Consider the following 17998-nt stretch of genomic DNA (forward strand, 5'->3'; position numbering starts at 1 on the left):
AACGCGCGCAGCAGTTGAATTTTTACAAATTATGTGTCGCAATATGAACGCCGCCTGAACCTCTTGTTCATCGAGCATTTGTGTTGTCGGTCGATCGCGAATTCAACGGGGGTTGGACTTTTATGATCATTACACTAGCACTTCTGATTGGTGTCATTGCAGGTTTGCGAGCGATGACGGCACCGGCGGCGGTGAGTTGGGCTGCCTATTTGGGTTGGCTCAATCTCGGTGATAGCTGGCTGGCGTTTTTGGGCTATGCCTTCACGCCCTGGATTATTTCAATACTCGCCATTGGCGAGCTCATCACAGATCAGTTGCCATCGACCCCGAGTCGAAAAGTACCGGTGCAATTTGGCACACGCGTTCTAATGGGCGCAGTCAGTGGCGCTGCCATAGGCATTGCCGGCGGCATGTTGGTTGCCGGGTTGATTGCCGGGGCAATAGGCGCTGTCATCGGCACCTATGGTGGTGCTTATATCCGTAGCGCGCTTGCTGCCCGCTTCGGACAGGATCGGCCTGCGGCATTGATCGAGGACGCAGTGGCTATTATCGGTGCCTATCTGATTGTTGCTTCGCTGCCATGAGTAATTCTTTCGACGCGATCATTATTGGGGCGGGGCAGGCGGGGCCCGCGCTGGCAGGAAGACTTACAAGCGCCGGCAGAAAGGTTTTACTCATTGAGCGGAAGCTTTTCGGCGGCACCTGCGTTAACACTGGCTGTATGCCGACCAAGGCGCTGGTGGCAAGCGCCTATGCAGCGCATTTGGCGCGACGTGGCGCTGATTTTGGCGTTACGATCGACACGCCGATCCGCATTAACATGAAACGCATATGGCAACGAGCCGATACCGTTTCCTCAACCGCCCGAAATAATATCGAGAGTTGGCTGAAGGGCATGGATAATTGCACCATTGTGCAGGGTCATGCGAAATTTATCGGTCCGCATGAAATAGTCGTTGGCGGCGAAACCTATACGGCGCCTCAAATATTCATCAATACCGGCGGACGCGCCGTCATTCCGGATATGCCCGGAATTGATGAGATCGATTATCTGACCAATACCGGCATCTTGCAGCTGGACACACTTCCCGAACATCTTGTCGTGATCGGCGGAAGCTATATCGGACTCGAATTTGCACAGATGTACCGCCGGTTCGGTGCAAAAGTGACAATTGTCGAGAAGGGGCCGCGGCTGGTTTCCCGGGAAGATGAAGATGTTTCCGAGGCAATCAGACAGATAATTGAGGCCGAGGGCATTGAATGCCGTCTGAATGCCGAATGTATTTCGTTCAAACGCCATGCGATGGGCGCGCAAGTCAGTGTCGATTGCAGCTCGGGCGCACCGGCTATCGTCGGTTCGCATGTGCTTCTGGCTATCGGGAGGCTACCCAATACCGATGATCTGGATGTAGAAAAAGCCGGTATCGAGATGGACGAACGCGGCTACATTAAGGTCCATGATGATCTTTCGACCAGCGCGGATGGAATTTGGGCGCTTGGTGATTGCAACGGGCGAGGGGCCTTCACGCATACGGCCTATAATGATTTTGAGATTGTCGCAGCCAATTTGCTCGACGGAGAAGATCGCAAGGTCAGCGCGCGTATTCCGGGCTATGCGCTTTATATCGACCCGCCGCTTGGCCGAGTAGGTTTGAACGAAACACAGGCGCGCAAGTCAGGCCGACCACTTCTGATTTCCAAGAGGCCGATGACACGCGTCGGGCGCGCAATTGAAAAGGATGAGACCAAGGGTTTCATGAAAGTTATTGTCGATGCGGAAACAAAGAAGATTCTAGGTGCCGCAATTTTGGGAACCGGCGGTGATGAGGCCATTCATGGCATACTCGACATGATGAATGCCGATGTCGATTATGGGAAATTGCAATGGGCAGTGCCTATCCACCCTACCGTTTCGGAGCTGATTCCCACCTTGCTTGGTGATTTGAAGCCTGTCGATAACTAGACAGACATCCATAATCGGATACATTTGCTTAAATGGACATACAAACGTATTGACAACTGCCGTATGATCTGGAAAGTCAAATGAAACGTTTCATATTGAAGAAACGACGATGACCGGATGAATTCAAAAGAATGATTGCGGTTGTCAGGGAGAGATGGAGTTGGCGGGTTTGTGCTCGCTCCGAAAGAGCAACCAAGGGAGGAAGCCTCGTGAAGAAACTTTTAGCATTACTGGCAATAACGCTGGCACTGGCCGTGCCGGCGCTGGCTGAGGGTCCCGTCGACACCTCGAAGGTCAACAAGGAATATGTGACCGGAGCCGACGGCAAGTCCTATACGATCGCAACTGTCGTCAAGGTCGATGGCATTGCCTGGTTCGACCGCATGCGCGAGGGTGTCGAGCAGTTCAAATCCGAAACAGGCGCTGACGTCTGGATGGTCGGTCCTAGCTCTGCGGATGCTGCTGCACAGGTGCAGATCGTAGAAAATCTTATTGCTCAGGGCGTAGATGCCATTTGCATCGTGCCATTCTCGGTAGAGGCTGTTGAGCCGGTTCTGAAAAAAGCACGCGAGCGCGGCATCGTCGTGATTGCGCATGAAGCTTCGAACATCGTCAACGCTGATTATGTTCTGGAAGCATTTGACAACAAGGCCTACGGGGCCAAGTTGATGGAAGTTCTGGGTAAATCCATGGACGGCAAGGGTAAGTATCTTGCTACCGTCGGCAGCTTGACATCGAAATCGCAGATGGACTGGATTGACGGCGCCATTGAATATCAGAAGAAGAATTTCCCCGACATGTCGCTCGCGACAGAACGTCTGGAAACCTATGATGATGCCAATCAAGATTACACCAAGCTGAAGGAAGCCATGACAACCTATCCGGACGTCAAAGGTATCCTCGGCGCACCAATGCCGACCTCTGCGGGTGCTGGACGTCTGATCTCTGAAGGCGGATTAAAGGGTAAAGTCTTCTTTGCTGGTACAGGTCTTGTTTCGGTTGCAGGCGAATATCTCAAGAATGGCGATATCCAGTACATTCAGTTCTGGGATCCAGCAGTAGCCGGTTATGCCATGAATGAACTGGCTGTCATGGCCCTCAACAAAAAGACGGACCTTATTAAGGCTGGTCTCAATCTCGGACTGCCCGGCTATGACAATCTGCTCGCTCCAGATGCATCCAGACCAAATGTACTTTTTGGTGCCGGTTGGGTTGGTGTTACCGCAGACAATATGAATTCATATAATTTCTGATTTTTAACGTGACAGGAAAGCGGGGGCGTTGCAGAAGGCCCCCGCTTTCCTGATATTCGCGGATCTCCACCATAGCGGGGAAAGCATGAGCGAAAACCTTCTGGAACTTAAGAATATCAGCAAGCGGTTTGGCGGCCTTGTGGCGCTCGATAATGTTTCGCTTGTTGTGAAGCCCGGGGAAATCCACTGCCTTGCGGGTGAAAACGGCTGCGGCAAGTCGACGATCATCAAGACCATAGCAGGCGTTTATACGCCCACCGAGGGGGAGATCCTGATTGACGGTAAGCCGGTAACAGGATTTACGCCTGCGCGGTCCGTACAACAGGGCATCCAAGTTATCTATCAGGATTTTTCTCTGTTCGGGAACTTGACCGTTGCAGAAAATCTGGCGCTGAACACGTTGCTTCTTGAAGGCAAAAAGTCAGTCAGCTGGAAACGGATTCGCGATCTGGCGACCAAAGCCCTGGCGCGTCTTGGCGTCACCATGGACCTTGATGCCGACGTGGAATCGCTACCGACATCCGGCAAGCAGATCGTGGCAATTGCCCGCGCCATGATGGGTGATGCCAGGCTTATCATCATGGATGAGCCGACAACTGCCCTTACACGCCCAGAAGTTGACGCGTTGTTCCGTATTGTCCGCGATATTCAGGCTCAGGGAATTGCAGTGCTTTTCGTCAGCCATAAAATGCGCGAAATGCTGGAAATCAGCGAGCGGTTGACTGTTCTTCGCAATGGCAAAAAAGTTGCAGAAGGCCCGATCAGCGATTTTAACGAGGCGGCCATTACCCGCGCCATGACAGGGCATGACCTCACGGATCAGACCTATGAATGGACGCCTGTAAAAGGTGATGAGCAGCCGCGTCTGAATGTCAAACAGTTGAGTATTCCGGGCACGTTGGAGAATATTGACCTGACATTGCGCGCGGGCGAAATCGTCGGCTTGTCCGGTCTGATCGGCTCCGGTCGTACGGAGCTTGCGCTGGCACTTTTCGGGATGAACCCAAAATATACGGGTTCGGTGACAATTGATGGCAAGGCCGTCCACCCGAAGACCGTACAGGACGCTATCGCCAGCGGTCTTGCCTATGTGCCCGAGGACCGTCTGACCGAAGGGCTGTTTCTTACCCAGTCAATCGAGCGCAATATGCTCGCTACCTCCTTCGAAAACTTCGTCAGCGGGATGTTCATTGACCGCAAAAAAGCGGATGCGGCGACGAAAGCCATGTTTGGAGCGATGCAGATTGCAGCGCCCGGTCCCCAGACTCCGGTCAACCATCTTTCCGGTGGTAACCAGCAGCGCGTGGTGCTCGCCCGGTGGTTGTTGACAGGCGCGCGTGTCCTTATCCTAAACGGCCCTACTGTTGGCGTCGATGTGGGCTCCAAAGCCCAAATTCATCGGAAAATCCGTGAGCTGGCTACCGAGAATGGTTTGGCTGTGCTGATGATATCTGACGATGTTCCCGAACTCGTGCAGAATTGTAACCGTGTCATTGTCATGCATCGCGGACGTTTTGTTGATGAAGTCGCCGCAGATGCATTGAACGAAGACGCATTGAACGACCGGTTGAAGGCTTTGAAATGACGATTTTTCGCCGATCAGAATTTATCATCGCCGCCATTCTACTGGTCGCCATGATCTTTATTGGATTGATTAACCCGGCCTTCTGGTCGCTGGACAATATGTTCGGGTTGCTCCGCAGCAATGTCATTATCGGTATCATGGCGCTGGGCGTCCTTGTCGTAATGATTTCCGGCGGTATCGACGTATCCTTCACCGCCTTTGCGGTGGCGGCGATGTATCTGACCGTCAAGGGCATGCTCTATTTCGGTTATGAAGGCGTGCTTGTGCCCTTTATAGCTGCAACCCTTATCGGCCTCGTTCTTGGCGCGTTCAATGCGTTTTTCATTCATACATTCCGGATGATTCCGCTTATTGTCACGCTTGGAACCGGCAGTGTCGTGCGCGGTCTGTTACTCGGCCTGGTCGGTACCAGCATCATCAATATCGATAAGATGCCGCCGGAGCTGATCAATTTTGCCAAGGTCAATCTCGTCAATTCAACATCGGCGACCGGAACGAATTTCGGCTTGACGGCCATGATCCTCATCTATCTCGGCCTTGCGCTCGTGACGCATCTTTTTCTGCGCTACACGATGATCGGGCGCAGCATTTTTGCCTATGGCGGTGCGCCGGAAGCTGCCAAGCGCGTGGGCTTCGATACGCGCAAAACATTGTTCTTTGTCTATTGTTTTGCAGGCGCTCTGGCAGGATTTGCCGGTCTTTTGCAGGGCTCGATGATCTGGCAAGCGAACCCGCGTGATTTCGCAGGTTTCGAGCTTGATGTCATTGCAGCGGTCGTGCTGGGCGGCGCTTCGATCTTTGGTGGACGCGGCAGCGTTGCCGGAACCTTGCTCGGAGTGTTCATGCTCGTCATGGTCAAGAATAGCCTGATCATCATGAAGGTCGATACAACATGGCAACGCGTTGTCGTCGGCTTGATTATCGTTGGAGCGACTGCGCTGACAGCGTGGCGCGATCGCAAGAAACTGGTGTGAGAAGCACAATGTCAGACCGTTCAATCGCCAAACGTATTTTCGGGCAGGACCGCAATATCCTGCAGCTTATTGCCATAACCATTCTGGTGTTTGCACTGATGTCATGGCTGAATCCGGACAAGTTCCTGCGCTACTATAATTTTGAGTCCATTACCTACATCATGCCTGAGCTTGGCATTCTGGCGATTGCCATGATGATTGCCATGCTGACCGGCGGCATCGATCTGTCGGTGGTAGGCATTGCCAATCTTGCCGGTATTCTTGCCGGCGTATTCTTCCACTCGGTCATTGTCGGAACAGATCAATCCACCGGGATGATCCTGCTCTATACAGGTATCGGCATATTGCTCGCGCTCGGCATCGGATTGCTGGCGGGATTATTGAACGGGTTCCTGATTTCGAAGCTGCGGATTACGCCTATCCTTGCGACGCTGGGAACTGGACAGATTTTCACTGGTCTTGCCGTGGTTCTCACCGGCGGTCCCGCAATAACGGGCTTTCCGGATGGCTGGAACTTCATTGGCAATGGCAAGGTGCTGGGCTTGGCAACGCCATTCGTGCTGTTCGTTATCGTAGCAGGTGCAGTCGCCCTCCTGCTGACGCGTACAACCTTCGGCGTCAACCTGATGCTCATCGGTACCAACCCCCGCGCTGCAATTTTTGCCGGTCTGCGCAAGGATCGCATGATCCTTTATTCTTATATGCTGACAGGCATGATGGCCGCCATTGCCGGGATTATCCTTTCCGGCCGCACAAATGCTGCCAAGTCGGATTATGGTGCATCCTATCTTCTGCAAGCTGTTTTGATTGCCGTTCTTGGAGGCACCAACCCCGCGGGCGGCAAAGGCAGGGTGCTTGGCGTCTCCATTGCATTGATTGCGCTGATGCTGCTTTCTTCCGGCTTCCAGATATTGCGGTTCTCCAACCATCTGATCGATTTCATATGGGGTGGATTTCTGCTCATCGTTATTGCCCTGAATGCTTTCCGCAATACAGATAGATAAGAGTTGTAATTTGAGGGACATACATATGGCACGACGCATCGCAGTGGTCGGCAGCAACATGACTGATCTGGTCACATCGATCATCCGCATGCCTGCACCCGGTGAAACACTGGAAGCGCCTGAGTTTTCCATGGGCTTTGGCGGCAAGGGCGCAAATCAGGCTGTTGCTGCGGCAAGACTTGGTGCTGACGTTTTGATGCTCACCAAAGTAGGTGATGATGTTTTTGGTCAAAGCACGATCAATAATCTCAAAGACAACGGAATTGATATCTCCCATGTCGGGACAGTTCCCGGCAAATCGAGCGGCGTTGCGCCAATATTCGTTGATGAAACGGGTGAAAACTCCATCCTCATTATCAAGGGTGCCAATAATGATCTGAAGCCTGCTGACATTGATGCGGCGGCGGACGATTTGAAAAAGTGCAGTCTGATACTGATGCAGTTGGAAGTGCCGCTGGAAACTGTGTATTACACGCTCGCCTTTGCCGAAAAACATGGAATTGAAACAATTCTCAATCCGGCACCTGCTGCACCGGATTTGGATCCTTCAAAAGTCACGACAGCCACTTTCGTCGTTCCTAACGAGTCTGAGCTAGCCTTGTTGACCGGATTGCCGACGGGAACAGATGACGAAATCGAACAAGCAGCGCGGTCGCTGATCGCCAAAGGTATACGCACAGTCATCGTCACGCTGGGCGCGCGCGGAGCCCGCTTGATAACAAAAGATCAATCAACAATGATTGCTCCGGTCAAGGTCACGCCGAAAGATACAACCGGCGCTGGCGATGCCTTTATAGGCAGCTTCGCGCGGTTCTATGTCGAAACCGGTGAACTTGAACCATCGCTGAAGAAAGCTGCCATTTATGCGGCAGATTCCATCACACGCCCAGGCACGCAGAAGTCCTATTCCACAGCCAGGGAATTCGAGCAGTTTCTGACCACCCAATCCGCTTAAATGAAGAGGTAAGCAACCGTGCTGAAGAATCTCGATCCGCTGCTGAATGCCGATGTTCTCTACGCCCTGAAATCCATGGGGCATGGTGACCGGCTTGTTATTTGCGACACCAATTTCCCGGGCGATTCCATCGCACGGCAAACGAAATTGGGCCGTCTTTTGCGTATCGACGCCGTAACGGCGCCACGTGCTGCCCGAGCGATCCTTTCGGTTATGCCGCTTGATACATTCATCGACGACGCAGCGGCGCGAATGGAGATTGTCGGAAGCCCTGACGAAGTGCCGGATGTGCAAATCGAAATGCAGGCGGAGATTGATCAGGCTGAAGGCAAGCATTGGCCAATGGTTTCAATCGACCGGATGGCGTTTTATGAGCATGCCAAAAACGCCTACTGCGTTATCGCAACAGGTGAGCGCCGCTTTTATGGATGCTTTATCCTGACGAAGGGCGTCATTGCGCCGGATAACGCTTGAGCCTGGAGCAAAGGCCGCTCCACTAGATGCTTACGAGTGTTTAGCGCGGTGCAGCCGTTGAATTGCGTATAACCAACGTCGCATCAAGCAATCCGGCGTTGGTACCCGCGGCGTTTTCACCGATAACAAACGCCACTGCTCGCGCTGCGATTTGTTCCACAGGCTGGCTGATCGTGGTCAGTCTTGGCGTGATCAGATTAGCGAGCGGAATATCGTCGAATCCGATGATTGAGAGATTATCGGGAACTTTAAGATCAAGATCGCTCGCCGCGCGCATCAAGCCAATAGCTTGCTGGTCGCTGGCGGTAGCGATTGCGGTGGGGCGGACGTCTTCAGGACTGCTCAGCAAGTGTTTTCCCAGAACCTCACCCGACTGATAATCGAAATGCCCCTCTACGACCTCTGGCTGAATGCCGGCGGCAATAAGTGTATCTAGAAACCCTTTGCGTCGCTCCCGGGAAACGGGGGATTCATTGGGCCCCGCAATATAGGCAATACGCCTATGGCCGAGTTGCAAAAGGTGCTGCGCGGCAAGGCCAGCGCCCGCATAATGATCCACCGAAATCAGCGGATAATTTTTCAAGCGGCGGTCTACAGCCACAGTCGCAATATCGCTCTGCCACTTTGCAGGTGCGCCAAATTGCGTGGGAACGACGATCAAGCCGGTCGGATAACTGCGAAGCAGAGTTTCTATCTGTGAAAGCTCGATCTTCGGATCATCATTGGTGATGGACAGCAAAACGGAAAAACCGGCTTGCGACGCGCTGGCTTCCACGTGTTTTGCAAGTTCTGCGAAAAACGGATTGGTAATATCGGGAATAACCAGACCGATCATATCGGTTCGGCTGCGTCTCAAGCCCCTTGCAACGCCGCTTGGCCGGAAGTTCAGCTCCCGGATGGTTGCCTCTACCAGCTCGCGCAGTTCTTTCCCGACGGTTTCGTTTTTGGCCAGCACGCGAGAGACTGTACCGACGGAAACATTGGCCCGCGCCGCTACGTCCTTAATGTTGACCATCGAGAACCTTTTCCGAATCGCTAGTGGAGTGAATTTGACACTTGTATCCCCTCCGGTCGCAAACTCTTATACAAATGTCAAATTCGTAAACGCCACCAGATACATATACTTAACTGAAGCCTTGTTGATGCTAACAGTCGCTACGAGCGCGCCCAAGGCAGTTAGAATCAGACAACCAGCTGACAATTGGTCTCAGCCTTACTCCAATCGCATGCTCTATTCCCGTGAGGCCAGCTCAGCCATATTTGCGTAAGTGCTCGCCAGCTCTTTGCAAGCCCCACTCAAGCAATTGTTCGGCCCGCGCATCAGTTGCAGCTTCCGCATAGCAGCGCAATTCTGGCGCATTGCCCGAGGCGCGATAATGGACCACCTCACCAGTCGCAAAAACAATGCGTATACCATCAATGGCGTCATTAGCCTCAATAATGCCGAGCTGGGCAAAAAAGCTTGCGCGTTGCTCATCGTCAAGCAAAGCCTGCAGGAATGGGCTGCTCTTGCTGGATTCAACATGCTCAATGCGGCCGCTCCGCGTGAAGCGCGCGGGAAGGTCTTCCAGCAATTTCGACACCTGCACCTTGTCTCTCGCCGCCATACCAAGCACCGCGATGATCGGCAGCATGGCATCGCGCGTAGGCAATGCCACCACAGTGCCGCCGCCCAAATCAACATTTGAACCTAGCAGCACACCGCCATTGGCCTCAAAGCCGACGATCCGCTGATAGCCATCCCTGGCAGCCTGTTGCATCGCCTCAATGACATAGGGCGAGCCTACTTTTGTGCGATAGACCTTGGCAAAAAGGCCACTTAGCTCAATAGCTGTATTGGAGGTGACGGGTGTCACGACGGCATCGGCATTCAAAAAGCGCGCCGTCAGCAAGCCAAGACTATCGCCGCGAATAAAGGTCCCGGTTTCGTCGGCAACCAGCGGGCGATCCGCATCGCCATCGGTTGAGACCATTGCATCGAGTCGGTATTTTTCGGCAGCGCCAGCGGCCAGCGTAATATCTTCAGGCCGCAATGCTTCCGTATCCACTGGCACAAATACATCCGAACGGGCGATGGCGACCGTTTCCGCGCCCAGTGCGCCGAGCACGCGCACGATCAGATCGCGCCCGACCGAGCTATGCTGATAGACGCCGATGCGCTTGCCTGCAAGTGCTCCGGCGTCGAGCATGGATATGCACCGATTTTCATATTCTGCCAGCGCCTTTGGCGAAATATCCCCGGCATCATCGGGAACGGGGATATCATTCCCGGCAAGGTCGAGCACGGCGAGAATACCCGCCTCATCGCTCTTGTCGATCTCGCCATCCGGCCGATAGAATTTCAAGCCATTGCGGTCAGCGGGAATGTGGCTGCCAGTAACCATGATAGCCGGAAGCTTTTGGGCAAGCGCCCGCAGAGCCAGCGCAGGCGTCGGCAGAGGGCCGCTATTTTCAACCTCCATACCGAAAACCCGGGCAGCGTCGATACAGGCGGCGGCGATTCGCGGGCTGCTCTCGCGCAGATCATAACCGACCAGCAGCTTGCCGCCTGGCGCAATAGCATGAGCCTTTTGCATGTGACGCAGGAATGCCAGCGTATAGGCCCGGCAAATCGCATCGGGAAGTTCGCTTACCAGACCGCGAAGGCCGCTCGTTCCAAATTTCAAGCTTGTCATTGTTTATTCTTCATGCCCCCGGGCCTGCGCATATGTGGTAATGCACATATATAACAGTTTATGATCAGGGCAGCCTTTTCGACAAGATAAAACAATTGTCAAAAGATGCGATCAAGGGGTTTGCAAGCCGATTGATTTCAACTATATGACGACCCGCATCACTGTTGTCCCTCGGGCAACTGTTGGGGAATAGGTTAACGGTAGACCCACGGACTCTGACTCCGTTAGTCCTGGTTCGAATCCAGGTTCCCCAGCCAAATATCAATCCCCGATTATGCAAATTCTCCCGCCCGCTACCGTGACAACCACGCTTGGTCACTGCTTGCGCGCGACGATATAGGGCCGATTGTCATTTCCCTTGGTTGCGTGGTTCTCCGAGGCAAGAATGCTAAAGCCAGCGGCGCTGATGATCTGGCTAAGCTCCGCAGCCCGGAAGACACCGGCGTAGGGCGCAAGCCCGACCGCTCGCATAAGCGGCAAGACCAGCCGAATGAGTGGGTTCATCTCGCCGACGCAGGGCGTCTTGGAGATAAACAGCCCGCCAGGCGCGAGCAAGGCATGGATATGGCGCAGCGTGCCGGGCAGATCGCGGACCAGATGGAGATAATTAAAACCGAGAACGGCGTTGTATGGGCCATCGCTGAGCGCCAATCCTTCGGCTGTGGCGACGCGGAAGGAAAGCCCTGCAATGGGGTCTGCTGCCCGCTTGCCTTCGGCAATCGCGATCATCTCGCTGGAAATATCCGTCGCGAGATAGGCTTGTACACTGCCCGCAAGCCGCAGCGCCGTCGTGCCTGTGCCACAGCCGAGCTCCAATACTCTGTCGCCCGGCTGTAACAGAGCGCGGGTCCGGTTCAGCGTTTGCTCATATCCGGCCTGATCTGCGATTTTGCCCGCCGCATATTTCCGTGAAGATCGGTCCCAGAAACGGGCGTCACTCGCAGTGTTCATAATGGCGCTCATTGTTTGTTTGAATGGCAGATAGGTCGGCCAAGCCGAGGGGAGACTGGCACCAATGCAACCCTTGTCAATAGTCTTTGCAAATGGCACGTTGAGGTTGTGTGATTCACGCTTGCAAAAGGAAGCTATATTTTGGCCCACAAGTTCGAAATTTATAAAGACAAAGCTGGCGAGTTTCGCGTTCGCTTTAAATATAACAGCGAAGTCATGTTCTCGACCGAGGGTTATACATCCAAGTCCAGCGCGCAAAACGCCATTGATTCAATCAAGAAAAATGGTCCAAGCGCTCCTGTCGAAGACATAAGCTAAGCCTATATTATATGGCGCCGGGCAGGCGCATAGACTGCGCCTGCCCGGCCAATTTTTTGCCCGCATTGCTACTGCGACGGCACGTTTGGTTTAGGTCTGTGCTTAACAGGACAGCTAAGCTTTATCAGATCGCAAATAGAGAGCGACGACCCCTACGCCTCTGCTTTGCGATAGACTGTGACGACAAGCCAGATTGCCGCAAGCAGGAAATAGAACGCGCCAAAGGCTGCATAGGGAACGATTTCCAGAATCGTCGGCACCACAGTGCCGATGGATTGGCTGATCATGAAGCCACCGGCGAGGGCCGATTGTGCGCCGCTCAGGATCATCGGCCATTGCGCGCCATAAGAACGCCAGCGCTTCAGACCCGTATTTAACTGCAACAAACCTGAAAAGATCGCCCAAACGCCGAACACGGCCAGAACCGCATACATGCTGTTGCTGACAGCAATGATAACGGCGATGGTTGTTATCGTGCTGACCACGACATTGAACCCTTGAGACGGATTGGCTTTCAAGCCGCCATTGACACGGGCATCAACCAGATTGGCGAGCGCATCCCATGCCGGATAGATGACGAGCAGAAGCACGACGAAAGAGGATTGCGCGTTGAAAAGAATGGCGGCGGTAACCCACGCGACAGAGAAGATGGCGCGTGTGAAATAATAGTTTCGCAGCCAGTTGGACGGGGTTGAAGGTTGAGTTTGCATGGACGTTTTCCTGTTTGAAATCTACCTACTAGTAGGAAGGTTAAAATCGAGAGTCAACCCAGTTTCTGAACACCTCATTGTGAAAGGGGCGGCGGCGCATGGTCTTGACATCCAGCCTACCAGAAGGTAGGCGAGCTTATGAAATCAATGGCTTCCACTTCAGAAAAGATTCTCGACATCGCGCAGTCTCTCATCGTCGCGGGTGGCTATAACGGATTCAGCTATGCTGATATTTCGGCTGCAATAGGCATCCGAAAGGCGAGTATCCACCATCACTTTCCGACAAAGGCCGAGCTGGTTGCCGTGCTGGTGGACCGTTACCGGGGGCAGGCTGAAGCGGGTTTGAGCTCGCTGCGAAGCCAGGTTGCTAGCCCTGACGAACAGTTGCAGGCCTATTTGAATTACTGGGACACATGCATCCGCGATGCCTCGCAGCCCTTTTGCGTCTGCGCGATGCTGGCTGGCGAGATGCAGATGCTGCCCGATGAGGTCGCCTCGCGCGTGCGCGCCCATTTCCAAAGCCTTGCAACATGGCTTGCGGCGGTGCTGAGCGCAGGAGCGGAGCAGGGTCTGTTCCGGTTGAACAGGTCCCCGGAAGGGGAGGCCCAAATGCTGATGGCTTCGGTTCATGGGGCTATGCTCTCTGCAAGGGCTTTTGACGATCCCGGATTGTTCATCGCAATCATCAGCAGCCAGATTGCCAAACTAACGAAGTAATCAGCGGAAGAGCACGCTACGCTTGCCTTTATCACAGCCCATAGGTGCTCCGAGGTTGCCCGAGGCGGGCTTGGCGGCTGCTTGGCCCGCGCTAATACTGGCACTAGCTACTTGCGCGCTCTGACGCCTTCCTATGCGGGCGGAGCAAGGGGTTTTGCATTTTGAGAGGCGTGCTCATTGGCTTTTGGTGGATCAAGCATGAGCAATGCCGGGTTACCGTCGATAAGTGGGATATGCCTGACGATATGCAGCTGATTTCCCGCATCGCGGTGGATTGAATAAATCAGTTCACCCTTTGAGGTATGATTCATCTGTTTGCTTGCCATGCTGAAGCGCATCACAATCGCTATAAGGCCAAGCAGAAAACCGGGCGGGATGAGCAGCCATAGGGCCTTGATCCAGTCGGGTGACGATTGAAAGGTATCAAGAAAATCAGCCCAGAAATTGTAATTATCCATCTATCTAAACATCCATTGGCTAGATGAGTAGTATCCTAAAATGGGATAATCCGAAAGTGGGATTATTCCAAATGCCTCATGATCCGATTGAGGCATATGATGAAATCGCTACATTCTGATGGCTATACAGAACTGGTCTTGTTGCTCAAGGGCATTCGGCTAGACAACAGACTTACACAAAAGTTCGTTGCTGAAAGGCTTGGAAAGCCACAATCATATATTGCGAAAGTGGAAGGGAGCGAACGACGAATAGATATTGCGGAATTCATCGCTTATACGCGCGCTTTAGGTGTAGACCCAATTGAAGCTTTCAAAGAGTATGTAAATCGTGTTAAATAACCGGCTGGTGCCGCTTCCCGGAATCGAACCGAGGACCCCATCATTACGAATGATGTGCTCTACCAACTGAGCTAAAGCGGCGGGAACGCTGGTTTCCCTGATCCAAAAGCGGCCAAACTTGATCGGCCGTGGATGACGCGCCTGATATCGTCATTGTGGCTAAATTGCAAGCCTTGCGATGCCAGCTTTGACGCAAATACCCACAATCCCTTTATGCGTGAACAAGCGGCAAGCCCTCTCGTCAGTGCACTCTAGCGCTTGCTCAGCACGATCACGGCATAGCGGCAGGGCGCATTCGTCTCATTGGCGAACACGCAGTCGCTGGGGGTGCCAAGCTCAAGGCAATCGCCTTCTTGCAAGGTGTGGGTCGTCTCCCCCTCGATGAAGGTCAGTGTCCCGCCAAGAACCCAGATCAACTGGCGCAGGAAAATATAGGCCGAGGCAGGCAGCGGCACACGCGTCTGTGGCGGCAGGTCGATATGAACCACGTCCATGGGAAGGTCCGAGACGGGCGAGACATGGCGCCGAGTATAGCCGCTTTCCGGGTCGGTCCATATGGGTTGGTCACCACGACGCAGCAAACGCCCCGCCTGCATTTCCGCTCGCGCCATCAATGTTGACATGCTCAAGCCAAAGGCGCCGGAAAACCGCGCCATCAGCATGGCTGTCGGGCTGCTCTGGCCGCGTTCCACCTTATTGATCATGGCGCGGGAGACGCCGGATTTTTGTGCAAGTTCTGTCAGAGACCAGCCGCGTGCTTCCCGCTCTATGCGGATGCGGGAGCCAATTTTTTGATCGACATTATCTAGTTTATGAGACATATTAGAATTATAGTAGACAAATATTAAAGGTGCAAGTTGTGATTGTGCGTGCGGCTGTGGAATCGGATCTCCCAATTATCCTGGAAATATACAATGATGCTGTGCTCAACACGACGGCGATCTGGAATGAGACGCTGGTTGATCTCGATAATCGCAAGGCTTGGCTTCTCGACCGGCAGTCAAAGAGTTTCCCCGTGCTTGTCAGTGTCAATAATGAGGGGCAAGTCACCGGCTATGCATCGTTTGGCGATTGGCGAGCCTTTGAGGGCTATCGCCACACGGTGGAACATTCGGTCTATGTCCATAAGACTGCGCGTGGCGGTGGTATCGGCAAGATGCTCATGCTGGCGTTGATTGAAAAAGCGCGCGAGCTGGGCAAGCACGTAATGGTTGCCGGTATTGAATCCGGCAACGAAGCTTCCATCCGCCTGCATGAAAAACTTGGCTTTCAGGTGGTTGGCCATCTGCCGGAAGTAGGAACCAAATTCGGCAAATGGCTTGATCTGACATTTATGCAGATCGTCCTGGACAAGGCGGCTGCGCGTTAGGCGGCGCAGAGCGCTGCCTTGGCTTCCTTATATTCACGCTCAAGCCGCGCGACGAGTTCGCCTGCCGGAACAATCTGTTTGATTGCGCCGATACCCTGGCCGCAGCCCCATATGTCTTTCCAGGCTTTTGCGCCGGTGGTCGCCGCTTCGAAATCCATCTTGGAAGGGTCGGCTTCGGGCAAATGGTCCGGGTCCATGCCCGATTTGGCGATGGATGGTTTCAGATAATTGCCGTGAATGCCGGTGAAATAGTTGGAATAGACAATATCGGAAGAGGCGCTATCGACAATCATCTGTTTGTAGTCGTCAACAGCGCGCGCTTCTTCAGTGGCGATGAAGGAGGAGCCGATATAGGCAAGGTCTGCGCCCATGGCCTGCGCGGCCAGCACGGCCTTGCCTGTGGCTATAGCGCCGGAAAGCAGCAGCGGGCCGTCAAACCATTCGCGGATTTCCTGTACAAGCGCGAAGGGGGAGAGCGGGCCCGCATGGCCGCCTGCACCGGCGGCAACGGCAATCAGCCCATCGGCGCCCTTGCGGATGGCGGAGTTTGCGTGGCGGTTGTTGATGATGTCATGCAGGACAATGCCGCCATAGGAATGGATCGCGTCATTTACCTCGGGAACTGCGCCCAGCGACGAGATGACAATAGGCACCTTGTATTTCACGCACATGGTCAGGTCATGTTCTAGTCGCTTATTGGAGCGGTGGACGATTTGATTGACCGCAAAAGGCGCGGCGGGGCTGTCCGGGTTCTTCTCGTCATGGTCGCGCAGAGCCTCGGTGATTTCCGCCAGCCATTCATCAAGCTGAGCTTCCGGCCTTGCATTGAGCGCGGGGAAGGAGCCGACAATGCCAGCCTTGCACTGCGCAATGACCAAAGCCGGATGGGAAATGATGAATAAGGGCGCTCCGACAACCGGAATCCGCAGGTTTTTCTTCAGAATTTCCGGCAATGCCATGACTACCTCCCAGATATGACAAATTTTGACGTTTGCGTAAACGTAAGCCTTTTTATCATGCCTTTGATTTTGAGCAAGCAAAAGCTATGTGGACCAAAAATGATCTCATCAAAAAGTATGATGCGGCCATGATTGCGCCGCCTCTGTCTTGAATAAGCAGTCAGATAGGTTATGGCTAGCCTCTGATTCTTTTAAGGGATAATCGTCGGTTTGGAAGCGATCGAACAAGCAATCCGCAATGCATTGGCCAAGGCTGATGCCAAGAACCCTGCAATACGGCAGAAGGTTTACGAGTCGGCCTGGGGCGCGCATGAGCGTTCGCTGGCGGCCAATGGGGCGCTTGACGACGCGCAGCGCGAGGAGCGGCGCGAGCGCCTGAAGCTCGCCATTACCAAGATCGAAAATGAAGCGCAGGCTGCGCGCCCGGTAGTTAATGCTGCGCCAGCGCCGGTTGTCGAGCCGCGTGAGCCAAGCTTTTCCGCAGCGCCTGCGGCCCCTCGTGGCCGTGATGCACGTATCGAGCCGACCATCGGCAACGCACCAGCCCCAGAGCTCGGTGCTCCGGAACTGGCCACAGACAGGCCTTTTACTGCCGGCAATGAACGCCCAGACTATGTGAAGAAAGATCGTTACCGGCGCGAGAAAAAGCAGCGCCAGGAGAGCAAGAAGGCTACAGGCCTGACAAAGCTTTTGATTGTTCTTGCCCTGTTTGTCGTCGCGATCGTTGTATTGTGGATGGTGGCGACGGGCATAATCAATTCGAAGCCTTCCAGCGTCCCGGCCAGCACGGGCAATCCAGCAGCCAGCGGCAGCCACGAACCTTTGAAAGAAGGGCAATTGCCCAGCGAAGGTACGTGGATTGGCATTTTCGAACCTTCGGATACAACACAGGTTTCCGTTTCGGGGCGGGCAACGGCAACCATTGATGGCGATCAGGTGCAGAAATATCTGCGTATAAAATCGCCGAGCGAAGCAGATGAGATCAGCTTCCAGATCGGTGAGGGCGTATTGCAGCAACTGGCGGGCAAGACCGCGCTGTTTGATATCGTGGCAAGGACGCCGGATGGCACCGCGACGCAAATGGCGGTCAGTTGCAACTTCGGCAATCTGGGCGAATGTGGCCGCAAGCGCTACGATGTTTCCGACGCCAGCAAGGAATATCTTGTGCAGGTTGATTTTCCCGCCGACAAGAAACCTTCGGGCAATGGCGCCATCAGGATCAATTCGGATATTTCCCAAACCGGCAAGGTTGTCGATATTATCGCCATCCGCGTGCAGATCACGAACTGACAAT

General features: G+C 53.9%; 20 protein-coding genes and 2 tRNA genes. 14 read left to right on the top strand and 8 right to left on the bottom strand.

Annotated elements, in window-relative coordinates; all coding sequences use genetic code 11:
* Positions 1-122: 122 nt before the first annotated feature.
* The 8 genes from ACTJI9_RS08625 to ACTJI9_RS08660 all read left to right on the top strand — a co-directional run bounded on the left by ACTJI9_RS08625 (position 123) and on the right by ACTJI9_RS08660 (position 8208).
* Positions 123-584 carry a DUF4126 domain-containing protein gene (locus tag ACTJI9_RS08625; protein ID WP_307282484.1) on the top strand — a complete coding sequence of 154 codons (462 nt, stop codon included), beginning with the start codon at positions 123-125 and terminating at the stop codon, positions 582-584.
* Positions 581-1963: an FAD-containing oxidoreductase gene (locus ACTJI9_RS08630; RefSeq protein ID WP_440807261.1), complete on the top strand. Its 1383-nt coding sequence runs from the start codon at positions 581-583 to the stop codon at positions 1961-1963. Before ACTJI9_RS08625 ends, ACTJI9_RS08630 begins: the two co-directional genes overlap by 4 nt.
* Positions 1964-2172: 209 nt before the next feature.
* Entirely contained in the window at positions 2173-3216 is a 1044-nt protein-coding gene (locus ACTJI9_RS08635; RefSeq protein WP_115051353.1) for an autoinducer 2 ABC transporter substrate-binding protein, read from the top strand.
* Between the two features lie 85 nt (positions 3217-3301).
* Positions 3302-4801 carry a sugar ABC transporter ATP-binding protein gene (locus ACTJI9_RS08640; RefSeq protein ID WP_336440646.1) on the top strand — a complete coding sequence of 500 codons (1500 nt, stop codon included), beginning with the start codon at positions 3302-3304 and terminating at the stop codon, positions 4799-4801.
* Complete coding sequence (locus ACTJI9_RS08645) at positions 4798-5775, top strand: ABC transporter permease (protein ID WP_115051351.1); 978 nt, start codon at positions 4798-4800, stop codon at positions 5773-5775. Before ACTJI9_RS08640 ends, ACTJI9_RS08645 begins: the two co-directional genes overlap by 4 nt.
* Positions 5776-5783: 8 nt before the next feature.
* A complete protein-coding gene (locus ACTJI9_RS08650) occupies positions 5784-6779 on the top strand; it encodes an ABC transporter permease (protein WP_440807264.1) in 996 nt (331 codons plus the stop codon).
* Between the two features lie 25 nt (positions 6780-6804).
* On the top strand, positions 6805-7734 hold the full coding sequence (gene rbsK, locus ACTJI9_RS08655; RefSeq protein WP_440807267.1) for a ribokinase: 930 nt from the start codon (positions 6805-6807) through the stop codon (positions 7732-7734).
* A gap of 18 nt (positions 7735-7752) precedes the next feature.
* Entirely contained in the window at positions 7753-8208 is a 456-nt protein-coding gene (locus ACTJI9_RS08660) for an RbsD/FucU family protein (protein ID WP_307282496.1), read from the top strand.
* Between the two features lie 40 nt (positions 8209-8248).
* Here the strand turns inward: ACTJI9_RS08660 and ACTJI9_RS08665 are convergent, their stop codons facing one another.
* A complete protein-coding gene (locus ACTJI9_RS08665; protein ID WP_307282499.1) occupies positions 8249-9223 on the bottom strand; it encodes a LacI family DNA-binding transcriptional regulator in 975 nt (324 codons plus the stop codon).
* 235 nt (positions 9224-9458) lie between these two features.
* Positions 9459-10883 (bottom strand): phosphomannomutase, encoded by a 1425-nt coding sequence (locus ACTJI9_RS08670; protein ID WP_440807271.1) that lies wholly within the window; start codon positions 10881-10883, stop codon positions 9459-9461.
* A 183-nt stretch (positions 10884-11066) separates the two neighbouring features.
* On the opposite strand from ACTJI9_RS08670, the gene ACTJI9_RS08675 reads away from it, so the two are divergent.
* A tRNA-Gln gene (locus tag ACTJI9_RS08675) sits at positions 11067-11140 on the top strand.
* A gap of 58 nt (positions 11141-11198) precedes the next feature.
* Here the strand turns inward: ACTJI9_RS08675 and ACTJI9_RS08680 are convergent.
* The gene (locus tag ACTJI9_RS08680; RefSeq protein ID WP_440807273.1) at positions 11199-11834 is read right to left on the bottom strand and encodes a class I SAM-dependent methyltransferase; all 636 of its coding nucleotides are present in this window, start codon (positions 11832-11834) and stop codon (positions 11199-11201) included.
* Positions 11835-11975: 141 nt separating this feature from the next.
* Here ACTJI9_RS08680 and ACTJI9_RS08685 point away from each other — a divergent pair, with 141 nt between their 5' ends.
* Positions 11976-12152, top strand: a complete 177-nt coding sequence (locus ACTJI9_RS08685) for a YegP family protein (protein WP_115051345.1) — start codon at positions 11976-11978, stop codon at positions 12150-12152.
* 152 nt (positions 12153-12304) lie between these two features.
* Here ACTJI9_RS08685 and ACTJI9_RS08690 read toward each other — a convergent pair whose 3' ends face one another.
* Positions 12305-12862 (bottom strand): DUF308 domain-containing protein, encoded by a 558-nt coding sequence (locus tag ACTJI9_RS08690; RefSeq protein ID WP_440807276.1) that lies wholly within the window; start codon positions 12860-12862, stop codon positions 12305-12307.
* A gap of 138 nt (positions 12863-13000) precedes the next feature.
* Here ACTJI9_RS08690 and ACTJI9_RS08695 point away from each other — a divergent pair, with 138 nt between their 5' ends.
* Positions 13001-13579 (top strand): TetR/AcrR family transcriptional regulator, encoded by a 579-nt coding sequence (locus tag ACTJI9_RS08695; protein ID WP_440807279.1) that lies wholly within the window; start codon positions 13001-13003, stop codon positions 13577-13579.
* 131 nt (positions 13580-13710) lie between these two features.
* Here the strand turns inward: ACTJI9_RS08695 and ACTJI9_RS08700 are convergent, their stop codons facing one another.
* Complete coding sequence (locus ACTJI9_RS08700; protein ID WP_440807280.1) at positions 13711-14037, bottom strand: hypothetical protein; 327 nt, start codon at positions 14035-14037, stop codon at positions 13711-13713.
* Between the two features lie 96 nt (positions 14038-14133).
* Here ACTJI9_RS08700 and ACTJI9_RS08705 point away from each other — a divergent pair, with 96 nt between their 5' ends.
* Positions 14134-14376: a helix-turn-helix domain-containing protein gene (locus ACTJI9_RS08705; protein WP_440807282.1), complete on the top strand. Its 243-nt coding sequence runs from the start codon at positions 14134-14136 to the stop codon at positions 14374-14376.
* Positions 14377-14381: 5 nt separating this feature from the next.
* Here the strand turns inward: ACTJI9_RS08705 and ACTJI9_RS08710 are convergent.
* Together ACTJI9_RS08710 and ACTJI9_RS08715 are read right to left on the bottom strand one after the other, a co-directional pair.
* Positions 14382-14457: transfer RNA gene (locus tag ACTJI9_RS08710), tRNA-Thr, on the bottom strand.
* A gap of 170 nt (positions 14458-14627) precedes the next feature.
* On the bottom strand, positions 14628-15197 hold the full coding sequence (locus tag ACTJI9_RS08715; protein ID WP_440807284.1) for a helix-turn-helix domain-containing protein: 570 nt from the start codon (positions 15195-15197) through the stop codon (positions 14628-14630).
* Between the two features lie 38 nt (positions 15198-15235).
* On the opposite strand from ACTJI9_RS08715, the gene ACTJI9_RS08720 reads away from it, so the two are divergent.
* Entirely contained in the window at positions 15236-15745 is a 510-nt protein-coding gene (locus ACTJI9_RS08720) for an N-acetyltransferase family protein (protein WP_440807286.1), read from the top strand.
* Here ACTJI9_RS08720 and ACTJI9_RS08725 read toward each other — a convergent pair.
* On the bottom strand, positions 15742-16704 hold the full coding sequence (locus tag ACTJI9_RS08725) for a nitronate monooxygenase (RefSeq protein WP_115051339.1): 963 nt from the start codon (positions 16702-16704) through the stop codon (positions 15742-15744). The two genes, ACTJI9_RS08720 and ACTJI9_RS08725, sit on opposite strands and share 4 nt — an antisense overlap.
* Positions 16705-16914: 210 nt before the next feature.
* Here ACTJI9_RS08725 and ACTJI9_RS08730 point away from each other — a divergent pair, with 210 nt between their 5' ends.
* Positions 16915-17994, top strand: coding sequence for a hypothetical protein (locus tag ACTJI9_RS08730; protein ID WP_440807288.1), 1080 nt, complete (start codon positions 16915-16917; stop codon positions 17992-17994).
* The last annotated feature ends 4 nt before the right edge of the window (positions 17995-17998 follow it).

It is taken from the genome of Phyllobacterium sp. 22552 (assembly GCF_052044585.1).
GTDB classification, from domain to species: Bacteria; Pseudomonadota; Alphaproteobacteria; order Rhizobiales; family Rhizobiaceae; genus Phyllobacterium; species Phyllobacterium ifriqiyense.